This window comes from Acinetobacter sp., from assembly GCF_045628685.1.
Classification (GTDB): Bacteria; Pseudomonadota; Gammaproteobacteria; order Pseudomonadales; family Moraxellaceae; genus Acinetobacter.
Genome location: NZ_JAZQPV010000117.1, coordinates 45,330 through 64,405 on the forward strand (window position 1 = coordinate 45,330; position 19,076 = coordinate 64,405).

The 19,076-nt window shown below is 39.5% G+C and carries 16 protein-coding genes; 4 read left to right on the plus strand and 12 right to left on the minus strand.

Features of this window, described 5'->3' with window-relative positions; translation table 11 throughout:
- Positions 1-95: 95 nt before the first annotated feature.
- From gcvH to ACKI4H_RS15075, 4 genes are all read right to left on the minus strand, one after another.
- Positions 96-470, minus strand: a complete 375-nt coding sequence (gcvH, locus tag ACKI4H_RS15060; protein WP_407307149.1) for a glycine cleavage system protein GcvH — start codon at positions 468-470, stop codon at positions 96-98.
- Positions 471-541: 71 nt separating this feature from the next.
- Complete coding sequence (locus ACKI4H_RS15065; protein WP_407307151.1) at positions 542-1,570, minus strand: helix-turn-helix domain-containing protein; 1,029 nt, start codon at positions 1,568-1,570, stop codon at positions 542-544.
- 110 nt (positions 1,571-1,680) lie between these two features.
- Positions 1,681-2,130, minus strand: coding sequence for a MaoC family dehydratase (locus ACKI4H_RS15070; protein WP_407307153.1), 450 nt, complete (start codon positions 2,128-2,130; stop codon positions 1,681-1,683).
- Positions 2,130-3,983, minus strand: a complete 1,854-nt coding sequence (locus tag ACKI4H_RS15075) for an ABC transporter ATP-binding protein (protein WP_407307155.1) — start codon at positions 3,981-3,983, stop codon at positions 2,130-2,132. The genes ACKI4H_RS15070 and ACKI4H_RS15075 overlap by 1 nt, the downstream gene beginning before the upstream one ends.
- A gap of 876 nt (positions 3,984-4,859) precedes the next feature.
- On the opposite strand from ACKI4H_RS15075, the gene ACKI4H_RS15080 reads away from it, so the two are divergent.
- Complete coding sequence (locus ACKI4H_RS15080; RefSeq protein WP_407307157.1) at positions 4,860-5,384, plus strand: hypothetical protein; 525 nt, start codon at positions 4,860-4,862, stop codon at positions 5,382-5,384.
- A 455-nt stretch (positions 5,385-5,839) separates the two neighbouring features.
- On the plus strand, positions 5,840-6,001 hold the full coding sequence (locus ACKI4H_RS15085) for a hypothetical protein (RefSeq protein WP_407307159.1): 162 nt from the start codon (positions 5,840-5,842) through the stop codon (positions 5,999-6,001).
- Positions 6,002-6,258: 257 nt separating this feature from the next.
- Here ACKI4H_RS15085 and ACKI4H_RS15090 read toward each other — a convergent pair whose 3' ends face one another.
- Positions 6,259-7,530, minus strand: a complete 1,272-nt coding sequence (locus tag ACKI4H_RS15090; RefSeq protein WP_407307161.1) for a mechanosensitive ion channel family protein — start codon at positions 7,528-7,530, stop codon at positions 6,259-6,261.
- A 349-nt stretch (positions 7,531-7,879) separates the two neighbouring features.
- Between ACKI4H_RS15090 and ACKI4H_RS15095 the strand changes: the two genes are divergently transcribed.
- Positions 7,880-8,527: a ParA family protein gene (locus ACKI4H_RS15095; protein ID WP_407307163.1), complete on the plus strand. Its 648-nt coding sequence runs from the start codon at positions 7,880-7,882 to the stop codon at positions 8,525-8,527.
- Positions 8,528-8,602: 75 nt separating this feature from the next.
- Here the strand turns inward: ACKI4H_RS15095 and ACKI4H_RS15100 are convergent, their stop codons facing one another.
- From ACKI4H_RS15100 to plsB, 6 genes are all read right to left on the minus strand, one after another.
- Entirely contained in the window at positions 8,603-9,139 is a 537-nt protein-coding gene (locus ACKI4H_RS15100) for a DUF2058 domain-containing protein (RefSeq protein ID WP_407307165.1), read from the minus strand.
- A gap of 14 nt (positions 9,140-9,153) precedes the next feature.
- Complete coding sequence (locus ACKI4H_RS15105) at positions 9,154-9,828, minus strand: YoaK family protein (RefSeq protein ID WP_407307167.1); 675 nt, start codon at positions 9,826-9,828, stop codon at positions 9,154-9,156.
- A 33-nt stretch (positions 9,829-9,861) separates the two neighbouring features.
- Complete coding sequence (gene sstT / locus ACKI4H_RS15110; RefSeq protein WP_407307169.1) at positions 9,862-11,055, minus strand: serine/threonine transporter SstT; 1,194 nt, start codon at positions 11,053-11,055, stop codon at positions 9,862-9,864.
- A gap of 313 nt (positions 11,056-11,368) precedes the next feature.
- Positions 11,369-13,102 carry a SulP family inorganic anion transporter gene (locus tag ACKI4H_RS15115; protein WP_407307171.1) on the minus strand — a complete coding sequence of 578 codons (1,734 nt, stop codon included), beginning with the start codon at positions 13,100-13,102 and terminating at the stop codon, positions 11,369-11,371.
- 101 nt (positions 13,103-13,203) lie between these two features.
- Positions 13,204-13,521 carry a metalloregulator ArsR/SmtB family transcription factor gene (locus ACKI4H_RS15120; protein WP_407307173.1) on the minus strand — a complete coding sequence of 106 codons (318 nt, stop codon included), beginning with the start codon at positions 13,519-13,521 and terminating at the stop codon, positions 13,204-13,206.
- 184 nt (positions 13,522-13,705) lie between these two features.
- Complete coding sequence (gene plsB, locus ACKI4H_RS15125; protein ID WP_407307175.1) at positions 13,706-16,207, minus strand: glycerol-3-phosphate 1-O-acyltransferase PlsB; 2,502 nt, start codon at positions 16,205-16,207, stop codon at positions 13,706-13,708.
- Positions 16,208-16,474: 267 nt separating this feature from the next.
- On the opposite strand from plsB, the gene cysK reads away from it, so the two are divergent.
- On the plus strand, positions 16,475-17,473 hold the full coding sequence (gene cysK, locus ACKI4H_RS15130; RefSeq protein ID WP_407307177.1) for a cysteine synthase A: 999 nt from the start codon (positions 16,475-16,477) through the stop codon (positions 17,471-17,473).
- Between the two features lie 84 nt (positions 17,474-17,557).
- On the opposite strand, the gene ACKI4H_RS15135 is transcribed toward cysK, so the two are convergent.
- Positions 17,558-18,988, minus strand: coding sequence for a coniferyl aldehyde dehydrogenase (locus ACKI4H_RS15135; RefSeq protein WP_407307179.1), 1,431 nt, complete (start codon positions 18,986-18,988; stop codon positions 17,558-17,560).
- Between the last annotated feature and the right edge of the window lie 88 nt (positions 18,989-19,076).

Sequence of the window (19,076 nt, forward strand, 5' to 3'; positions counted from 1 at the left end):
GATTTTTAGAGATAATCTTTCTGTGTCTGACATTTATTGGCTTAAAATAAAAAAATCAGCCATAACGACTGATTTTTTTATGGATATAAACAGGATTATAAGCCTGCTTCATATTCATTGCTTGAAAGTAACTTTTCGACATCCGCCATATTATTTGGCTTAATTTTATAAATCCAGCCCTTACCATACGGGTCATCATTGACAAAGTCCGGATCATCTTCAAGATCTGGATTCACTTCAACCACTTCGCCTGAAACAGGTGCATGAATATCAGAAGCTGTTTTAACCGACTCTACCACACCGGCTTGTTCACCGGCATTGATTTGCTGACCGACTTCTGGCGCTTCCACATAGACCAAATCCCCTAAAGCATCCTGTGCATGGTCGGAAATACCAGTAACGACCAGATCACCTTCAATTTTGACCCATTCGTGCGTACTGGCGTACTTTAATTCTGAAGGATGATTCATTGATGACTCCTTTAAAATATTCAAATCATTTTTGCCATGTTTTATACAGGTTTTTTGATCAAAACAAAAGTTTATAAATAAGGATCTTTACGCCAATTGCTTGGACTACGGCCACTCCAGCGTTTAAATGCCCGACTAAAATTGGCTACATCACTATAACCAAGTTTATCTGCAATCAGTTCTAAGGTGTAATCCGTTCGTGAAAGCAGCGATGTTGCATGACGATAACGCACTTCATCGACGAGGGTTGAAAATGACGTACCTTCGGCAGCCAATTGTCGTTTTAAAGTCCGGTCAGACATATGCAACCGATCTGCGACATTTTCGATACTTAAATAATGCTGTTCTGAATGGGTTAAAATATCACGAACCCGCATAGCCAAGCGGCGGCGTTCACCCAGTGCAGAGAGTTCAGCTTCACATTGGTTAATCGCAATCTGACTGGCAAGGGGGTCGGCATTAACCATTTTTAAGCTCAAATATTTTTTATCAAAACTTGAAAGTAAATGCGGTTGTTCAAAACGGAAATGATGCGATGGAAATTTTGCCATATAACGCTCAAAACCGGGCGGTTTTGGGAAATCAAAATCAATCTCGCCAGACAGATCATCACAGCCCGTCAAGGCTTTTGCCATGGTGACAATCCCAAAGGTCAGGGCAATGGCAATTTCAGTCCTGAGCGGCTCGATGTCAAAATCGCATTGCAATTGCAGCGTTGCTTTGTCACCAAAAGTGGAAAAATAAAGTTGTAGAAAGGGCAAACGTAGCTGAATAAAGCGGTTGGCCAAAACCAGGGCATCACTAATATCATGTGCCGTCATGATGGCATAGCCGATAAAACCATGAATGGAGATTCGCATTTGGGTACCCAAATGGAAACCTAGGGTCGGTTCACCGGTTAGACGTAATGCATGTTTAACCAGTTCATTTGCGACAGGGGTCGGAATGCGAAAGTTCGGCTCCGCCAGCTGTTCACTGTTTAAATGAAAGGGGGTAAACAAGGCTTCTGCATTGTAGCCCCAGCGTGACACCACATCGAGGAGCAATAAGCCGTAAACCCCCGGTATTCCCTGATCCTGTCTTGGAGAAATCGTTTTCATGCGCTATCCATTGCACTTAAGTCGTTTTTCTATTTGTTGGTTTTTCATATTGACATGAAAATAAGCAGTATCCTGTTAAAATTGTTAGACAATTTTCTAAAGCCCGTAAATTAAGCAGGTTTGAATTCTTTCTTAAAGACCACGATTTTCGTTGTAGAGATAAGCAGCACATCATAATTCTGATTCAATGCCTGAGTCACATAACTCACTATAGCGCGGTCCGTTTTGCTTTTTGATGGCGTAATCGCAACAATTTCAACTTCTACATGAACTTTATCGCCAGGACGGGTCGGTCGTGGCCAGCGCAAATTGGATTTTGAACCAATCAGGCCATAAGCAACAGGAAAACATTCTGTCCATAAACGCATGGTCACGGCACACGTATGCCAACCACTTGCAGCAATACCTTGAAAAATGGGATGCTCTCTGGCTTGATCTTCATCAGTATGGAAAACTTGTGGATCATATGCCTGCGCAAATTGCTTAATTTCTTCCAAGGTCATTTCATATTCACGGCTAGTGAAACGATCACCAATTTTTATATCTTCTAAATACAGCATTAATGGGCTTCCTTTTTCTTTAATGCTTGTTGTTCTATCAAGAAACTGCCAGTTTGTCTTTGCCACAACTGCGCATAAATACCATTTAGGGCCACAAGTTCATCATGCGTGCCTTGTTCCACTATTTTGCCTTCATCCAGTACAACCAGACGATCCATTTGAGCAATGGTCGACAGGCGATGAGCAATGGCAATAACGGTTTTACCTTCCATCAAGTCATCTAAACTGGATTGAATTGCAGCTTCAACTTCGGAATCTAGTGCACTGGTCGCTTCATCTAAAATAAGGATTGGGGCATCTTTTAAAAATACCCGTGCAATGGCTACGCGTTGACGTTGCCCCCCAGAAAGTTTGACACCACGTTCCCCTACATAAGCTTCGTAGCCAGATTTACCGCGTGAATCGGTTAGTTGGGGAATGAAATCTTCTGCTTTGGCTTTGCGGACGGCCTCAAACATTTCTTCATCAGTTGCATGCGGACGACCATATTTAATATTTTCAGCCACAGTACGGTGCAATAAAGAGGTATCTTGAGTCACCAATGCAATGCTTTTACGCAAACTGTCCTGAGTCACATCTGCAATGTTTTGACCGTCAATCAAAATACGACCTTGGTTGAGATGATAAAAATGCAATAACAATTGAATCAGGGTGGATTTACCTGCACCGGAACGGCCAACGATGCCAATTTTTTCACCCGGTTTGATGGTTAAATTTAAATGATCAATCACGTTTTTATTGTTATAGGCAAAGCAGACATCTTCAAACTTGATTTCACCTTGGTGTACCTGTAAAGGCTTGGCATCTTTCTTGTCTTGAATGCTGATCGGGCGGCCCATGGTTTTCATGCCGTCTTGAATGGTACCGACATTTTCAAATAAAGCAGAAGATTGCCACATCATAAATTCAGCAATGCTGTTAAGCTTTAATATCATGGCAGTCGTGGCTGCAATAATACCGAGTTGAGCCTGTCCATTGATCCAGAGCCAAAGAGCGGTTCCCAAAACACCCACATATAAAACTATACTGAGTAAATTAATGCTGATTTCATACTGCACACCTAAGCGCATTTGCTTATAAACGGTGATCATGAAGCCTTGCATGGATTCTTTGGCATATTGACTTTCACGCCCCGCATGGGCAAAGAGTTTCACGGTCTGGATATTGGTATAGGCATCCGTCACGCGACCGGTCATTACCGCACGTGCATCCGCCTGTTTATTGGAAATTTGGCTTAAACGTGGAATAAAATAGCAGGCTGCAACAATAAATAGCACTAACCACAGCATGAGTGGCAAAATCAGCAGCGGAGAGATCGCACCCAAAACAAAACTGATGGTCACAAAGTAAATCAGCACATATGCCAGCATGTCACCTAAAATCACCCAGAATTCACGTATCGCTAGTGAAGTTTGCATGACTTTGGCAGACAAACGGCCGGCAAAATCATTATGGAAAAAATCCAGACTTTGCAGCAGAAGCAAGTTGTGAAAGCGCCAGCGCAGACGCATGGGGAAGGTACTGTATAAAATTTGATGCTTGATAATGGATTGCATGCTCGCGAATAAAATATTGGCCAACAAAATACAGGTCAAAATAGTCAAATTTTGCGTATGTTCCGCTAAAAATGTTTCAGGCTGGCTCTTGCTCAACCAGTTTACTAAATCCCCAATTTTTGAATACAGTACGGCTTCAAAACTTGCCGCACCTGCAGTACATAACACCAGTAACAGTAAATAGCGGCGAACCCCCATTGCAGCTTGCCATACAAAAGGGAAAAAGCGCGTTGGAAGTGGCTCGTTTAAACCTTTGGATGGGTAAGGATCGACCAGTTTTTCAAACCACTGCAACATGGGTTACGCTCCATTTTATTTAAACGATTCAATATCAGTATTATGCAATTTTTACACTATAAACAATATTCTATATTAACGCTTAAAGCCTGATTTTTTAGCTGCAAAAAAAGCTCTCATGCAGGATAAACGTATTAAAACATTATGTAATCTTGAATTATTATGTGCTGTATTCCTTGAATGTTGTTATGTATTTGGTAATAAATGTTAATAAACTCACCATATATTTAATGAAAATCATATATATATATTTATCCGGCTTACATTGAATGAAATTGAAACAGATACAGGGTTGGTATAAGAAAGATAAAGAGTAGAGTTAAAAGAGTCGTAATGATTACGATCTATCCCTAACGATAGGAGGTAAATATAAATGATGACTCGAGAACGGGTTAGACAAAATCCGAGAAACAGATCAATTAACAACAACATCCGTATAAACAACAGAAATAAAACTTTGATCGACTCCTATCCTGAATATTAATGCCTATTCATGATTTTTTATCCTGTTCAAAGTTTTGCCAGATTTATAGTTTCATTATTTATATTTATCCTTATTGATCAAAAGGGAAGAATAATATGAACTCAAAAGACGTAAAAATCATAATCGCTGTCATAGTTGTCGTAATAATTGCAGTCATTCTTTATTCTCTATATGAAAGAAATAAAGATGAAAATATGGGAAATTTGAGAAATGACCAAAGTCTGGTTAGCCCTATGCACAAAATAGGCTCCAGCTCGGACCATCCGAAAGATGGATGATCTCTACAGTTAATTTACACAAAAAGCTTTTTGAAGGTAAGCAGCCTTGATGAGTGAAACTGGCTAGAACCAGCCACTTTCCCTAAACACCCTATTGTTATAAGGAGAAAAAAGATGGCCTATCCTGATGATGATCGTAATAAAAATACTCCAAATCAGACCAGAAAGGATTTAAATGATGATCCAGACATTAATGAACGAGATGCACATCCCGTGGGAACAGGTGTAGGTGCAGCTGGTGCCGCAGCAGCTGGTGCCGCAATTGGGAGTGCAGGTGGCCCGATCGGAGCCTTAGTCGGTGGAGCAGTGGGTGCCATCGTCGGTGGTGTAGCTGGTAGCGCAGCAGGTGAAGCAATGGATCCTACTGTGGAAGATACCTATTGGCGTGAAAACAGTGCCCATCAACCTTATTATAAATCCACACAAAATACCTATCCTGATTTGGATTATGATAGAGATTATCGGCATGCCTATCGGGTAGGTTATGAAGATTCATCTGCGTATGATTCATCCAAACGGTTTGAAGATGTAGAGCCAGATCTTCATTCTAAATGGGAACAATCAAAAGCAGAATCTCGCCTAAATTGGGAAGAAGCCAAGCATGCTTCACGTGATGCATGGAACCGTTTACGCCCCTAGTTTCACGCTTGAATAACCTCAATCACATTTAAACCAATCTTTTGATTTTAAAAGGTTGGTTTTTTGATCGTGTATTCAATTTGATCATGTATCCAAATAGAAGTTAAAGTATATTTTTATGTTGTTTGCTCATGGGTTTAATAGCCCTTAAATGAGGGCTGATTTTTGCTTTAATTAGGAAATGAAGTTACATATAAATTAAACAGTGAACCCAATTTAAGTGAAGGTAACGTATATTACGAATGGTCGGTACAGGGTTAAAGAAAAGTGAGCTGAAATAAGAATTGTTAATGTATCGAGTACAGTGCAATGATGAATCAACCATATGCAGTTCTCGTGTTTACAATGAAGGAAACTGACACAAACTGAGGCTGGAATAACGCAAGAGAAAGCGTAAATTGAAAGTGTCATGATCAAGGTGATTTAGATTTTAAATTTAAAGGAGGGATATATACATGACCAGTCAACTACGGATTCCACAGCCCGACCAGCCAAACCTGCATATCGAATCTCATCAACAACTTGATGAAGATAAAGAACCCAATCCTTCTAGTCCACAGCCTGATCAACCCAATCAGCATCTTCAACAATCAAATCGACAGAAGCAAGTCAAATAGTAATTTGAAAATTCTATCAAAATAAGAAAAATGAAAAAATTTCCTTAGAATGTTCAATTCAGATATTTAGTGCTTTTTTTAAATTAAAAATAAGAAATGGGAAAAATGAAAATCTTAAAAAACCCTCGATCGAGGGTTTTTTAAGATTTTCATAAGTGAGGGACTTAAAGCCAGTACAGAGGATTAACGCTTATAAAAAGGTAATTACTGACTGGTCTTTTAAAGATGGGCACTGCACTTACTCTTTATCCTCAAGCTTAAACCGATAGACGATTTGATTCTGCTACTGATGCTGAAACAGCCGCGAATTGTTTAAAATCGGCCCCAGAAGGAGCCTGATAAACCTTCAGGCCAAACTCTGGAATAATCGCAATCAGGTGGTCAAAAATGTCTGATTGTATTGCCTCATAATCCTTCCATACCGTGGTGTTTGTAAAAGCATAAATCTCCAGCGGTAAACCTTCACTGGTCGGCTGTAATTGGCGAATAATTAAAGACTGATTTTGCGCGATACCGGGATGCTGATTTAAATAAAATTCCACATAAGCTCGAAATGTCCCTAAATTGGTTAAACGTCGCTGATTATAGGATGCCTGATTCGACAATTGCTGATTAAAGCTTTCCAGTTCACTATGTTTGGTATTTAAGTACTGATCGAGCAATAGAAATTCTTTGAGTTTCTGCTGTTCTTTGTGGGTCATAAAATGCACGCTACTCTGGTCAATATAGAGCGATCGTTTAATACGGCGTACACCGGCAGTGGCCATGCCACGCCAGTTTTTGAAGGTATCTGTCACCAGTTTGTTGGTTGGAATGGTGGTAAACGTCTTATCAAAATTCTGCACGGTAATGGTATGTAATGACATGTCAATGACATCGCCATCTGCATTTAGGGTTGGCATTTCAATCCAGTCACCTATACGCACCATGTCATAAGATGAAATCTGGACTGAAGCGACCAAAGACAGAATAGTATTTTGGAACACCAACATCAGCACAGCTGCCATGGCACCAAAGCCTGCGAGCAAGGTAAAGACATCTTTTTTGAGGAAGGTGCCTAAGATCATCAAGCCACAAACAATAAAGATAATCAGCTTAACCAGTTGTAAGTAACCTTTAATCGGCTTATTTCTAGATTTCGGATTACGTTGATAAATCAGGTTGAAAATACTTAAAAATTCACTGATGGCCAGTGCCAGAGTCAGGAAAATAAAGGCTTGTGCACCCATTTGAACCAAGGTGACTACTCTTTCTGAAATGTGAGGAACAGTCACTATGCCGTTCATAATCACAATCGCAGGCACGATATTTGAAATACGGCGGATGACGCTATGTTCAGCGAAAACACTCGAATTAGCCCATTTCATCTTTGAAACGAGCTTGCGAATACCCCGAACCACCACTTGCTTGGCAATAAAGTTTGCGAGAACTGCCAGTAGAATTAGAATACTTAAGGAGGTCAGCATCTCTAACCACGGATATTGATCTGACCAATCCTGAATATTCTGGATAAATGAAAACTGTTGCAACTGATCTTTCTCTTTAATATAAGAATTTTATACAGTTTATAGGTTTATTGATTATTTATTAACCTTGGATAACGTATTAAAACATATCTATTTCAGCGCAGCATCCTAATCTTTAAATATTAGCCTTGTAAAAGATGCAGAAATAGTGAGAGCACTAGTTTCTGATTCTTAGAAATTTATTCATCTGGGCATACTGACTACTTATTTAAATCGTCAGAAATCTCTTAATGGGTAGTTATTACATCATCTAAATGAATTTTGACTTTTTGAGTGAAATCATTCATTTTAAAACCATAATTATTTTAAGTATTTAATACATTATTTTTAAATTAAAAAGTGGGGAATAAATATGACAATTTTTGTAGTGACAAGTCCGAAGCGAGGTTCAGGAAAAAGTACCTTGGCGATGAACCTGACAGAATATCTGCGTCTTCAAGGCATCACACTTTACATTGATACCGATGATAACAAACAAAATTTTGAATGGGTTGCCTTGCATCGCAAAGGTTTTGGCTTTGAACATATCTCTTTAAAAGACCATCCAGATGAGTTAGTGCATCGCGTTGAGAGAGCAAAAGCTCAATATGATGATATCGTCATTGATATTGCCGGGCATGATACTTATGCGTTGCGCTCGGTACTGATGCAGGCAGATAAACTGATTATTCCCATGTCAGTAGATTCTGAAGATCAGGATATGTATAGCGAGATGCTGCAGCTGGCAATCAGTGTTTCGCAGTTCAATACCCAGTTAAAAGTGTATGGAGTACTGACGCGTGTACCTCAGCAGATCGAAATAGAGCAGATTGCAGCGAATCAGAATTTGCTTAAAGACATTCCAGGCTCACATTTTCTGAATACCATTATTTATGAGGATGAAGCTTTTAATGAAGCTAAGGACTTGGGGCGCAGCATTTGGGAGCATTCGCCTGAACAGGGTAAGCGCTTTGATCAATTTATTCTTGAGTTGATGGCGAATACAGTGCAGCCAGCTTGATTTTCTGCCTCGCGAATAATTGTTTTAATTGATATTAAAAAGCTCCCGGTTTGGGAGCTTTTTTGTTTTAACTGATTACCACATCAAATCATCAGGGATCACATAAGCGGCATACGGATCTTCTTCATCGGTGATCTGCTCATTCTTTTCAGAATTATTGACAATAATAAAGCCTTCCATTTTGTCATTGATACGATCTGCCAGGGCTTTCGGCAAAACTGCATAAGCTTCGCCTTCTTTGGCAATTACCAATGAACCGGAAACCAGCGCATTATAAATTTGCTGATTGAGATAAATTTTTTTGATTTTACTCTCATCAATAAATTGATAAGACACTTCGCCGTCTATGTCATGAATTTTGTGCTGATTGATCATTTGAATAATGGCAGCTCTTAATTCTTTACCCTGCAATAGACGTTTTTTCTCTAAATCCAAAGCTTGATCTTTCGCGAGTTTTTCTTGTTTATCTTGCGCAATTTTCGCTTTTAATTCAGCTTCGTTGCTTTGTCCAGTACGTTGCTCATGAACTGCCTGTTTAGACAATTTTTTAGCCTTTTTATTATCGACTAAACCGGCTTTTAGCAATTGAGCCTGTAATGCATTTTTGACCATAATAAATTCCAAAATTACTCTTGAATACGTCGATAACGAAAATAAATAATCCAATATACGATGCTAAGCGTCCAACTCAACAGCGCAGGGATAAGGAATGAATTTAATTTTAAATAAGGATAAATCATGCTGGCAACTAAGCCACCCACGAAAAATCCAAAAAATATGGCTAAATGGAGAATAATCCGTCTACGATCTACATCTAAGCCACGTAAGCGATAACCTAACGCTAAACCTAAATCGGTCAAAACGCCAGACAAATGGGTGGTCCGAATAATTGCGCCTTTATAATGACTGACCATGGCATTTTGTACACCCATCGCCACAGATGCCCAAAGTAAGGCATAACGCGGGAAATAGGGCAACAGAACCCAGCACACGAGAATAAAAAAAGCCACCAGGCTTAAAGGCAAACCATAACGGCGCCCTAAGCTAAAGTGGCTATTTCCCAGTATCAATCCGCTATAACATGAACCGATTACATAACATAGGATAACCAGGCCTAAGTAGACGATCTGTTCAGGTTGCCAATGCAGAAAAGCCATGGCTAACATGCTGACATTACCGGTCATATGTGAAACGGACTGATGTAAAACGGTCACCAATCCGAGGACGTTAATCATTCCTGCATTCATTGCAAGAAAAAAGGCACCTAATTGAACCCAAAGCGGTAAAGTTTGAAAAGGCATAACGTCATAGAAACATTCTTAATAATGACTATCTTAATCTAAACTGCGGTCTACAGCAGTAGTAAATAGCACATCTGTAGAAGAATTTAATGCCGTTTCAGTTGAATCCTGTAATACGCTGATGACCATACCGATGGCAACGACCTGCATGGCAATATCTGAACTAATACCAAATAAGCCACACGCCACTGGAATAAGCAGTAAAGAACCACCGGCGACTCCAGATGCTCCACATGCTGAAATAGTCGCAAGAACCGATAAAACCAGCATGGTGGTGAAATCGACTGAAATGCCCAAGGTATGCACAGTAGCTAAGGTAAGAACGGTAATGGTCACTGAAGCACCTGCCATGTTAATTGCAGCACCGAGGGGAATAGCAACACTGGCAGTAGATTCGCTCACACCTAAACGTTTGGCTAAATCCAGGTTCACTGGAATATTTGCAGCAGAGCTTCGGGTGAAGAAGGCGGTAATCCCGCTTTCACGTAGACATTTAAACACCAGCGGATAGGGGTTAGCACGGGTAACAAAGGCGACCATAACTGGATTGACCACCAACGCCACAAAGAACATTGTACCAATCAACACAGCCAATAATTGAGCATAGCTTTCAAAGGTACTTAATCCGGCTTCTGCAACGGTGACCGCCACCAGACCAAAAATACCGACTGGGGCAAAATTAATCACCAGACGAATCACGGTATTTACCGCATTTGCAGCATCGGTGAGCAAGACTTTTGTGGTGTCATTGGCATGACGGAATGCAGCCCCCAAAGCAACAGCCCAGGCCAAAATACCAATAAAGTTCGCTTCACTAATCGCAACAAGCGGGTTGGCCACAAAACTTAAAAGAAGATTTTTTAAGATTTCAATCAGGCTACCTGGCGGTTGCAAATCCGCATTTGCGGGGATATCCAGAAACAAGGTGCTTGGAAAAATGATACTGGCAATCACTGCACTTAATGCAGCCAAGAACATCCCAACAGCATACATCATCATAATTGGTTTGATTTTAGCGCTATGGCCGACTTTAAAATTAGCTATAGACGATAGAACCAGCACAAAAACCAATATAGGGGCAACAGATTTAAGCGCTTTAATAAACAAGTCGCCCAACAAGCTTAAATAGGGAGCCTGATTAGGGAAAAAAACAGCAACACCAATACCTAAAATAATGGCGATAATAATTCGGGAGACTAAACTTAAACGCATTAAAGCAGAGAACATAAAGGTGCCTTGTGACAAATACGAGGACTAAAAAATTTACAAATATGCTCGCCATTTTATACCTAAAACAGTTGCTGCTAAAAATTAATTTTTATATAAAAACTAAATACTTATTTTTAAAGTTGATATTTTTGTTTTTAAATATTTTCACACTTAAAGAAATTAAATATTCTGCTCTTACCTATACTTCAAACCGTCCTTATTGGATCGAAATTTCCCCAAAAGTTTTCTATTCATTGCTCAGCATTGACTAGGTTCCATCCTGTCAATGGCGGTGAATGGATATTATTAATATAGGATGGAGTAAATCATCTCATTCATTTAAAAAAACTTCAGGTGAAAGTTCTTGCATGGCTTGAAAGTGAGAGAGATAAATCTGACCAGTTAACTGTTTTAACAGTTTTGAATGCTGTAATTTATCCATCACTGGACCCTTGATTTCTGAAAAATGCAATTTGATATTGAGTTTTCTAAATTCAGCATTGATATCTTCGAGCATTTCTAATGCACTCAGGTCAATTGCACTAATACTCGAACAATTGATTACCACATGTTCTAAATCCTTATGCTGACTCACCGTATTAATCAGGAAACCTTTTAAAGTATTGGCATTTAAGAAGGTAAGATTTTCATCAATACGTATGGAAATGACTTTTGAAGAGGTCAGTACCTGATGACGCTGCACATTTCTGAAATGCTGCGTGCCTTCAACCAAACCAATCACGGCAATATGGGGGCGGCTAATTCGCCACAATAGAAGGATAAAGGTGGACACAATACCAATGATTAAACCCGTAGTAATATCAATGCAGATCACGCCAAAAAAGGTAATCCACATGGCAATCCCATCAGCTTTTGAATAGTGCCAGGTTTCAATAAAAGGTTTGAAATCGACCAACTTCCAGATAGAAACAATAATCGTAGCGGCCAAAATCGACAAAGGTAAATCGCGGAAAAACCCGGTAAAATAAAGGCTAACCAAAACAATCAGCAGTGATGAAAAAACACCTGCCATTGGGGTTTTAGCACCCGAGTCCGCATTAACCACGGTGCGAGACAGGCTGCCGGTGACAGGAAAGGCAGAACTAAGACCGGCACTTAAATTGGCCAAACCTAAAGCTACCAGTTCCTGATTGCTGTTTAAGTTACTGCGTTGTTGTAATGCAGTCGCCTGCGCGATCGATAAAGACTCGACAAAGCTAATCATGGCAATCATCGCCGCACCCGGCAATAAGGTGATGACCAGGTCCATATTCCAAAATGGCATCATCAAAGGAGGAAATCCAGAAGGAATCTCTCCCACGGTCTTAATCCCAATTTCCTGCAAATCCAGAAAATAAACCGCAGTAATGGAAACCACGACCAGTACCAATGGCAATGCTTTAGAGATAAAAGCGGTAGGTCCGATACGACTTTTAACCGCATTGGAACTTAAAACTTTAGGCAAATAGATGAGAAAGAGTAAGGCCATCATCCCGAAAATGAACGTTTCAATACTGCTATAACGAATATAGTGCCAAAAACTGAGCAAAAATTGAGGAATATTATTGGATTCTAGTGGGACATCAACCAGAAATTTAAATTGACCCAGGGCAATCAGCAAAGCGGAGGCAATAATAAAACTTTTAATTACAGGGTGGCTAATCAGTTGAATCAAAAAGCCAAATCTAAAAATCCCGAGCAACAATGAAATGACCCCGACCATCACGGCAAGCAGGCAGGCAGCTTGTATATAAACCGGGGAACCCACTTCAAATAGCGGATTTAAAGTGGCAAAGGTCATCATGGATATAATCGCCACCGGACCAATCGATAGCGTTGGACTACCACCGACCATGGCGTAAATGATCATCGGCAGAATGCTGGCATACAGGCCCATCATTGGCGGCAAGCCTGCCAGCATGGCATAAGCCATACCTTGCGGAACCAGCATGGCAATCACAATCAGCGCAGATAGAAGATCTGATTTAAATTTAGCTTGGTTATATTTGCGTAGCCATTGCCAAGCGGGCCATAACGTTGTTAAGCGAGAATTTAAATCTGACATATCTAAAACTAAATCACTATTTTAGATATATTATGCATAAAAAGTGCTAAGAAGTCTTAATCTGATCAATTAATCTATCCAATCTACTGATATTTTTGGAATTAAATTAGATTTTTAGGACAGTAGACTTGATATAGCGTATTTAATACTTGAATGAGTTTTTTATCTTTGATGGAATAAAAAATCTGCTTGCCATCACGACGGGTCGAAACCACATCACTTTTGCGTAACATCATAAGCTGTTGTGATAAGGTCGGTTGATTAATCTGGGTCATTTCTTCAATTTGCGAAACATTGAGCTCTTGTTTGGCAAGATGACATAAAATAAACAGGCGATCTGTATTGGCAAGTGATTTTAATATCGTGACAACAATATCGATAGAATCATGCATAGATGCAATTTCAAGATCGGTGTTCATACAGCATTCCGTACCACGCAACAGTAATATACGCAGTATAAGGGCTGTATCCTTGAATACATTAATAAAAAACAATATTTTCAATGGTTTTTAATGAAGCTAAATATCAAATATTCTTATATAAATAAACCCAGGCATAGCATTTAAGTTCCATGCCTGGGTTTATTGCGAAAATATGTGACTCTTATTTTTTAACGGATTGTTTAAATTGTTTTAATTCTTTTTCATTAAACTGCAGTGCTTCGATTATAGCTTGATGAGTATCCGGGTCATACCAGTTGAAAATGGCTGACATTTTCTCTTCAAAATCATCACTGATCTCAAAATGATCAGCTTGAATATTTAATAAGCTATTTTGTTTCAATATAGAAATAAAACTTTTTAAGGTCGCATTGTCAAAATAATAACCTGATTGAATTTTTCGAGCCTGGAACAGTTTTTTCAATACTGCTTTACCCATTTTCTCCAGCTCTTTCATCGTCAGTGCTTGAATCGGAGCATACTGCTTGAGTAACTCTGAGATCAGTATCATGTTATTCAAGCTAGAGCTGGATAGATGTGCAAGTGATAACAGTTTGCTTTGCATCTGTTCATCTAATGCAACGGAAACAGTATTGTCTTGCTGAACAATCCAGCCCAAATGTTCTAGACTATTTAAAATCAATCTAATTTCATTTTCTAACTCATCCAGGTTCCATTTTAAGAAAAACTCTTCTTTAAAATAGGGATACAGATTTATAACGGTATCGATTAAATAATGACATGAGATCTTTTTATAAGATTGAATCAGCATGGCGATTAATGCAGGGATAATAAAGCAGTGCAGAATATTATTACTAAAATAGCTTAAAAGAATTTTTTGACTTTCAACCACGCGAATCCAGTTTTCATTGTTTTGATTAAAACTTTCAACCTGTTTTAATTTTTTTGCATAATGAATAATGTCCGCACTGGATAATTCCGTCATCATCATTCTCTGATCATATTTTGTGTCATTTAATAACTGACGATATTGATCAATTTGTGAGATTAAATCTTTCTCACTTAAAGCATGGTTTTTAACATTGAGCAAAATCAACGAAATCAGTGAAATAGGATTAACAACAACCGCTTTATTAATGTTCTCTAAAATTGAACTTGCAACCTGATCGACAGTCTGAACCACAGGTTGAGGTAATTCATCATCAATATTTAATTTAATTTGATCTGCGTGATTCGCATTTAAAATTTTATCCAGAAAAACAGGTTCGCCGAAATTAACATGCACCTGTCCAAAAACTTTTTCAATTTTACGCGCTGAACTTAAAATACCCCAGATTGATTCGGCTTCCTTGGGTTTACCATTCAGTTCATTTAAGTAAGACGTACCTTCCATCAGTTTTTCATAACCAAAATAGGTCGGAATAAAAGCAATCGGTTTGGTTGCGCCACGTAAATGACTTTGTACCGTCATCGACAGCATACCTTTTTTAGGCGGCAGCAATAATCCTGTACGTGAACGTCCACCTTCAATAAAGTATTCCAAAGGCGTGTTGCGCGATAAAAGGCTGTGTAAATATTCTTTGAAAACTGAAGTATATAGTTCATTGCCACTAAAGGTACGGCGAATAAAATAAGCACCCCCACCACGCATGATTTGACCCACAATAGGCAAGTTTAAATTAATTCCTGCGGCAATATGCGGAACCATGAGTCCACGGTTAAAAATCACGTAAGAGAGCAGTAAGTAATCGATGTGACTGCGATGACAGGGGGTATAGACAATTTCATAATCCTTGGCCAATTCACGCACCGTATCGAAATTATGCACTTCAATCCCGTCATAAAGTTGGGTCCATAACTTGGTCAGGGCAAGCTCGGCAAATCGTAAAGTTGAATAGGAAAAATCCGAAACTACTTCGGTTAAATAACCTTTGGCACGGTTTTCCGCTTCAAACATACTGATTTTATCATCAATACTTTCTTTGCGAATGGCATCCTGAACTGTTTCCGTCTTCATCAACTTATTAATAAGATTACGACGGTCGGATAAATCGGGGCCTAAAATCGCTTCTTTATGTTTATTGAAATTGATATTGAGTTCTTTGACAATCGAATGGGCGGGAGAAAAGTTGGGATGCTCAATTTTAGCTTTTTCAATGGCGGATTTAAGAGAAATTGGTTTATGAAACTCAATATAGTTTTCACGGCTATATAATGAAATATTTAAGGCCTGTTTTAATTTGGATGGGGTAGACCACGCATCGGCAAATAAGGCCTTAAGCCAGGAACCTTCATATTCAGGTGAACGTCCCCATAATACCGTCACTGGCACCAGTTCAATATCGTATTCAGGATATTTTTCTAAAACTTCAATCAGGCGAATGAGTTTGGCAGAATAATGATAAGCCTCATTTTTTGAACTGGGTACATTTAAAGCAAGAATCGAGTCGTCTTCTTTAAATTCCTGAATCATTAATGGCGCAAAAACTGAAGGCAGCTTGCGCGCTTTCGCTTCAGTGTCGATTAATACCGTATTGCTGAGTGAAGCATCTTGTAATACATAACAAATTAATTTTTTATCGAGTTTATCTTTTATATTTTTTTCTAATTCTTCAGTATTGCCTAAGACTTGAGGAGTCACGATTTTATCGAGGATTTTCTGCGTAAATTGTCGATAGAATCGGCTATAACCCTTATTAGACATTTGCTTCCCTAAAATCAGTTTTTCAGTTGAAAGATATTGTGTGCAATAACAAGAATAAATACAAATCTTATTGATGACAAATAAGTCAGTTAAGTTGTAACTATTTAAGAAAAACAAAGAGGATGTGATCTAAAAAAATCTTTATTTTTTAGACTGAAAGGGAAAGTTAAAACAAAAAAACTGGAATAGAAAAACTTATCTTCACGGTCTAAATGGCTTATGATGAACACAGAGCTTCAAAATCAAAAGATCACTCAAGGAGTTAAAATGAGTACAGATTCTGCATTTCCAACACCAAATAATTTAGGCATTGCGGTTTATAGTAATAATGCCGAATCGATCGGTAACACCCCATTAATTCGCATTAATCGTTCTATTTCTTCAGCTGCCACGGTACTGGGTAAAGTTGAAGGCCGTAATCCTTCATTTTCCGTGAAATGTCGTATTGGTGCCGCTCTAATTAAAGATGCTGAAGAAAAAGGTTTGCTTAAACCAGGTATGCATATTGTCGAGCCGACCAGTGGTAATACCGGGATTGCACTGGCATTCGTGGCTGCGGCAAAGGGCTATGACCTTACGTTAACCATGCCGGCAAGCATGAGTATTGAACGTCGTAAAGTGTTAAAAGCATTTGGTGCAAATCTGGTCTTGACTGAACCTGCTAAAGGCATGCAAGGTGCAGTCGATGAAGCTGTTCGGTTAGTCACAGAGCAACCAGAACTGTATTATTTACCGCAGCAATTTGAAAATCCGGCCAACCCTAAAATTCATGAGCAAACTACCGGTCCTGAAATTTGGGAAGCCACTGGCGGTCAGGTTGATATTCTAGTTGCGGGTGTAGGCACAGGCGGTACTATTTCCGGTATTTCACGTTATTTTGAGCAGGTAAAAAACCAGCCACTTTATTCGGTAGCCGTTGAACCGGCTGAATCTCCGATTATTGGACAAGCCAAACGTGGCGAAGCGCTAACACCCGGGCCACATAAAATCCAGGGTATTGGCGCAAACTTTATTCCAAAAAATCTAGACTTAGATTTGGTGGATGAAGTCATTGCGATTGACAGTTCAGCAGCCATTGAATGGGCACGTAAAACAGCGACTCATGAAGGTATTTTAGTGGGTATTTCAAGTGGTGCCGCAATGGCAGCAGCAGCGCAATTGGCTGCACGTCCTGAAAATGCCGGCAAAACCATTGTGGTGATTTTACCTGATGCAGGTGAACGTTATTTATCCTCGGTTTTGTTTGAAGATATTTCTGCCGATTAATCTGGCACAAATTTTTCTGATGAATAAAAAGGCTGAAGTTGATCTTCAGCCTTTTTAATGGATGGTATATGAGTCTGAAAATCCTTAACGAATAAACAGTTTTAAAATCAGTTTTTGAATAAAGCTACCATAAGGCGGATAGAATAAATACATCAAGCTAAATTTCGGGCGATTAAACACCGCTTTTGCATGACTAAAGGTGACAAATCCTTCATAGCCATGATAATTACCCATGCCTGATGTGCCCACGCCACCAAAAGGCAAATCTTCCTGTCCGACATGGACTAAGGTTTCATTGAGACACACACCGCCACTGTGAGTGTACATAAGTACTTTTTGCTGATCGTTCTGGTTATAACCAAAATAATATAAAGCCAAAGGGCGCGGTCTTTGATTAATATAGTCAATCGCTTCATCAAGTTGTTGGTAAGTCACAATCGGTAACAAGGGACCAAAAATTTCATTTTGCATCACCTGCATATCATCTGTGACATTGCTTAAAACATAATGCGCTAAACGCCGTCCTGAAGAAGGCTCGGTAATGACATTCACAGTCGCGTTTTTCGCAGTTGCATCTTCAATATAACCATTTAAGCGATTGAGCTGTCGTTGATTAATAATGGCGGTGTAATCAAGGTTATCGGCTAATTTCGGAAAAAATTCCTGAATGGCGGTCGAATATTCCTCAATAAATTGAGCCTGTAGTTGTGCAGGAATCAGCACATAGTCGGGCGCAACACAGGTTTGTCCGGCATTCATGGCTTTACCAAAGGCAATCCGCCGCGCACTCTCACGAATATTGGCATCGGCCAGAACCAGCGCTGGAGATTTTCCGCCAAGCTCCAAGGTCACTGGCGTGAGGTTGTTGGCAGCGGCACGCATGACATGTTTACCCACTTCACTGGCACCGGTAAATAAGAGGTGATTAAAAGGCAATTGGGTAAATTGCTGTGCAACTTCTGCATCGCCATTGACCACACAGACTAAATCTTCAGGAAAGGCCTGCGCAATCAGCTGTTTAAACAGGGCGGAAAATTCAGGCGTATATTCGCTCATTTTCAACATCACCCGATTGCCTGCCGCAAGGGCCTGACAAAGTGGGCCAATGGCTAGAAACAGTGGATAATTCCACGGGACAATAATGCCCACCACACCGACCGGTTGGTACAAGACATAACCTGTCGCAGGCTGGAAAAGAATGCCAATATGACGTTTGCTGGGACGCATCCATTTTTTTAAATTTTTTAACGCGTATTTAATGCCCAGTACGCTGGTCATGACCTCGAACATTTCAGTTTCAGAATGACTTCGGTTAGAAAAATCATGACTAATCGCCACATTAATCTCGGTCTTATTCTGCAGAATCAATTGCTGCAAGGTTTTAAGATGCTGCCTACGCTGTTCCAGACTTGGGTAACTGTTTTCAGTAAATGCCTGTTGCTGTTTCTCAAATAATTGTTGTAATTCAATCGAGAGACTTTGATCTGTATTTTGATCCATTTTGTGATTCAACATCCTACATATCCTTTGTCAGTAGTAAGAAAGTAACTTGAATTTTTCAATATGATTCCGTAATTCTCAATTTGTTATGTCTTTGAATATT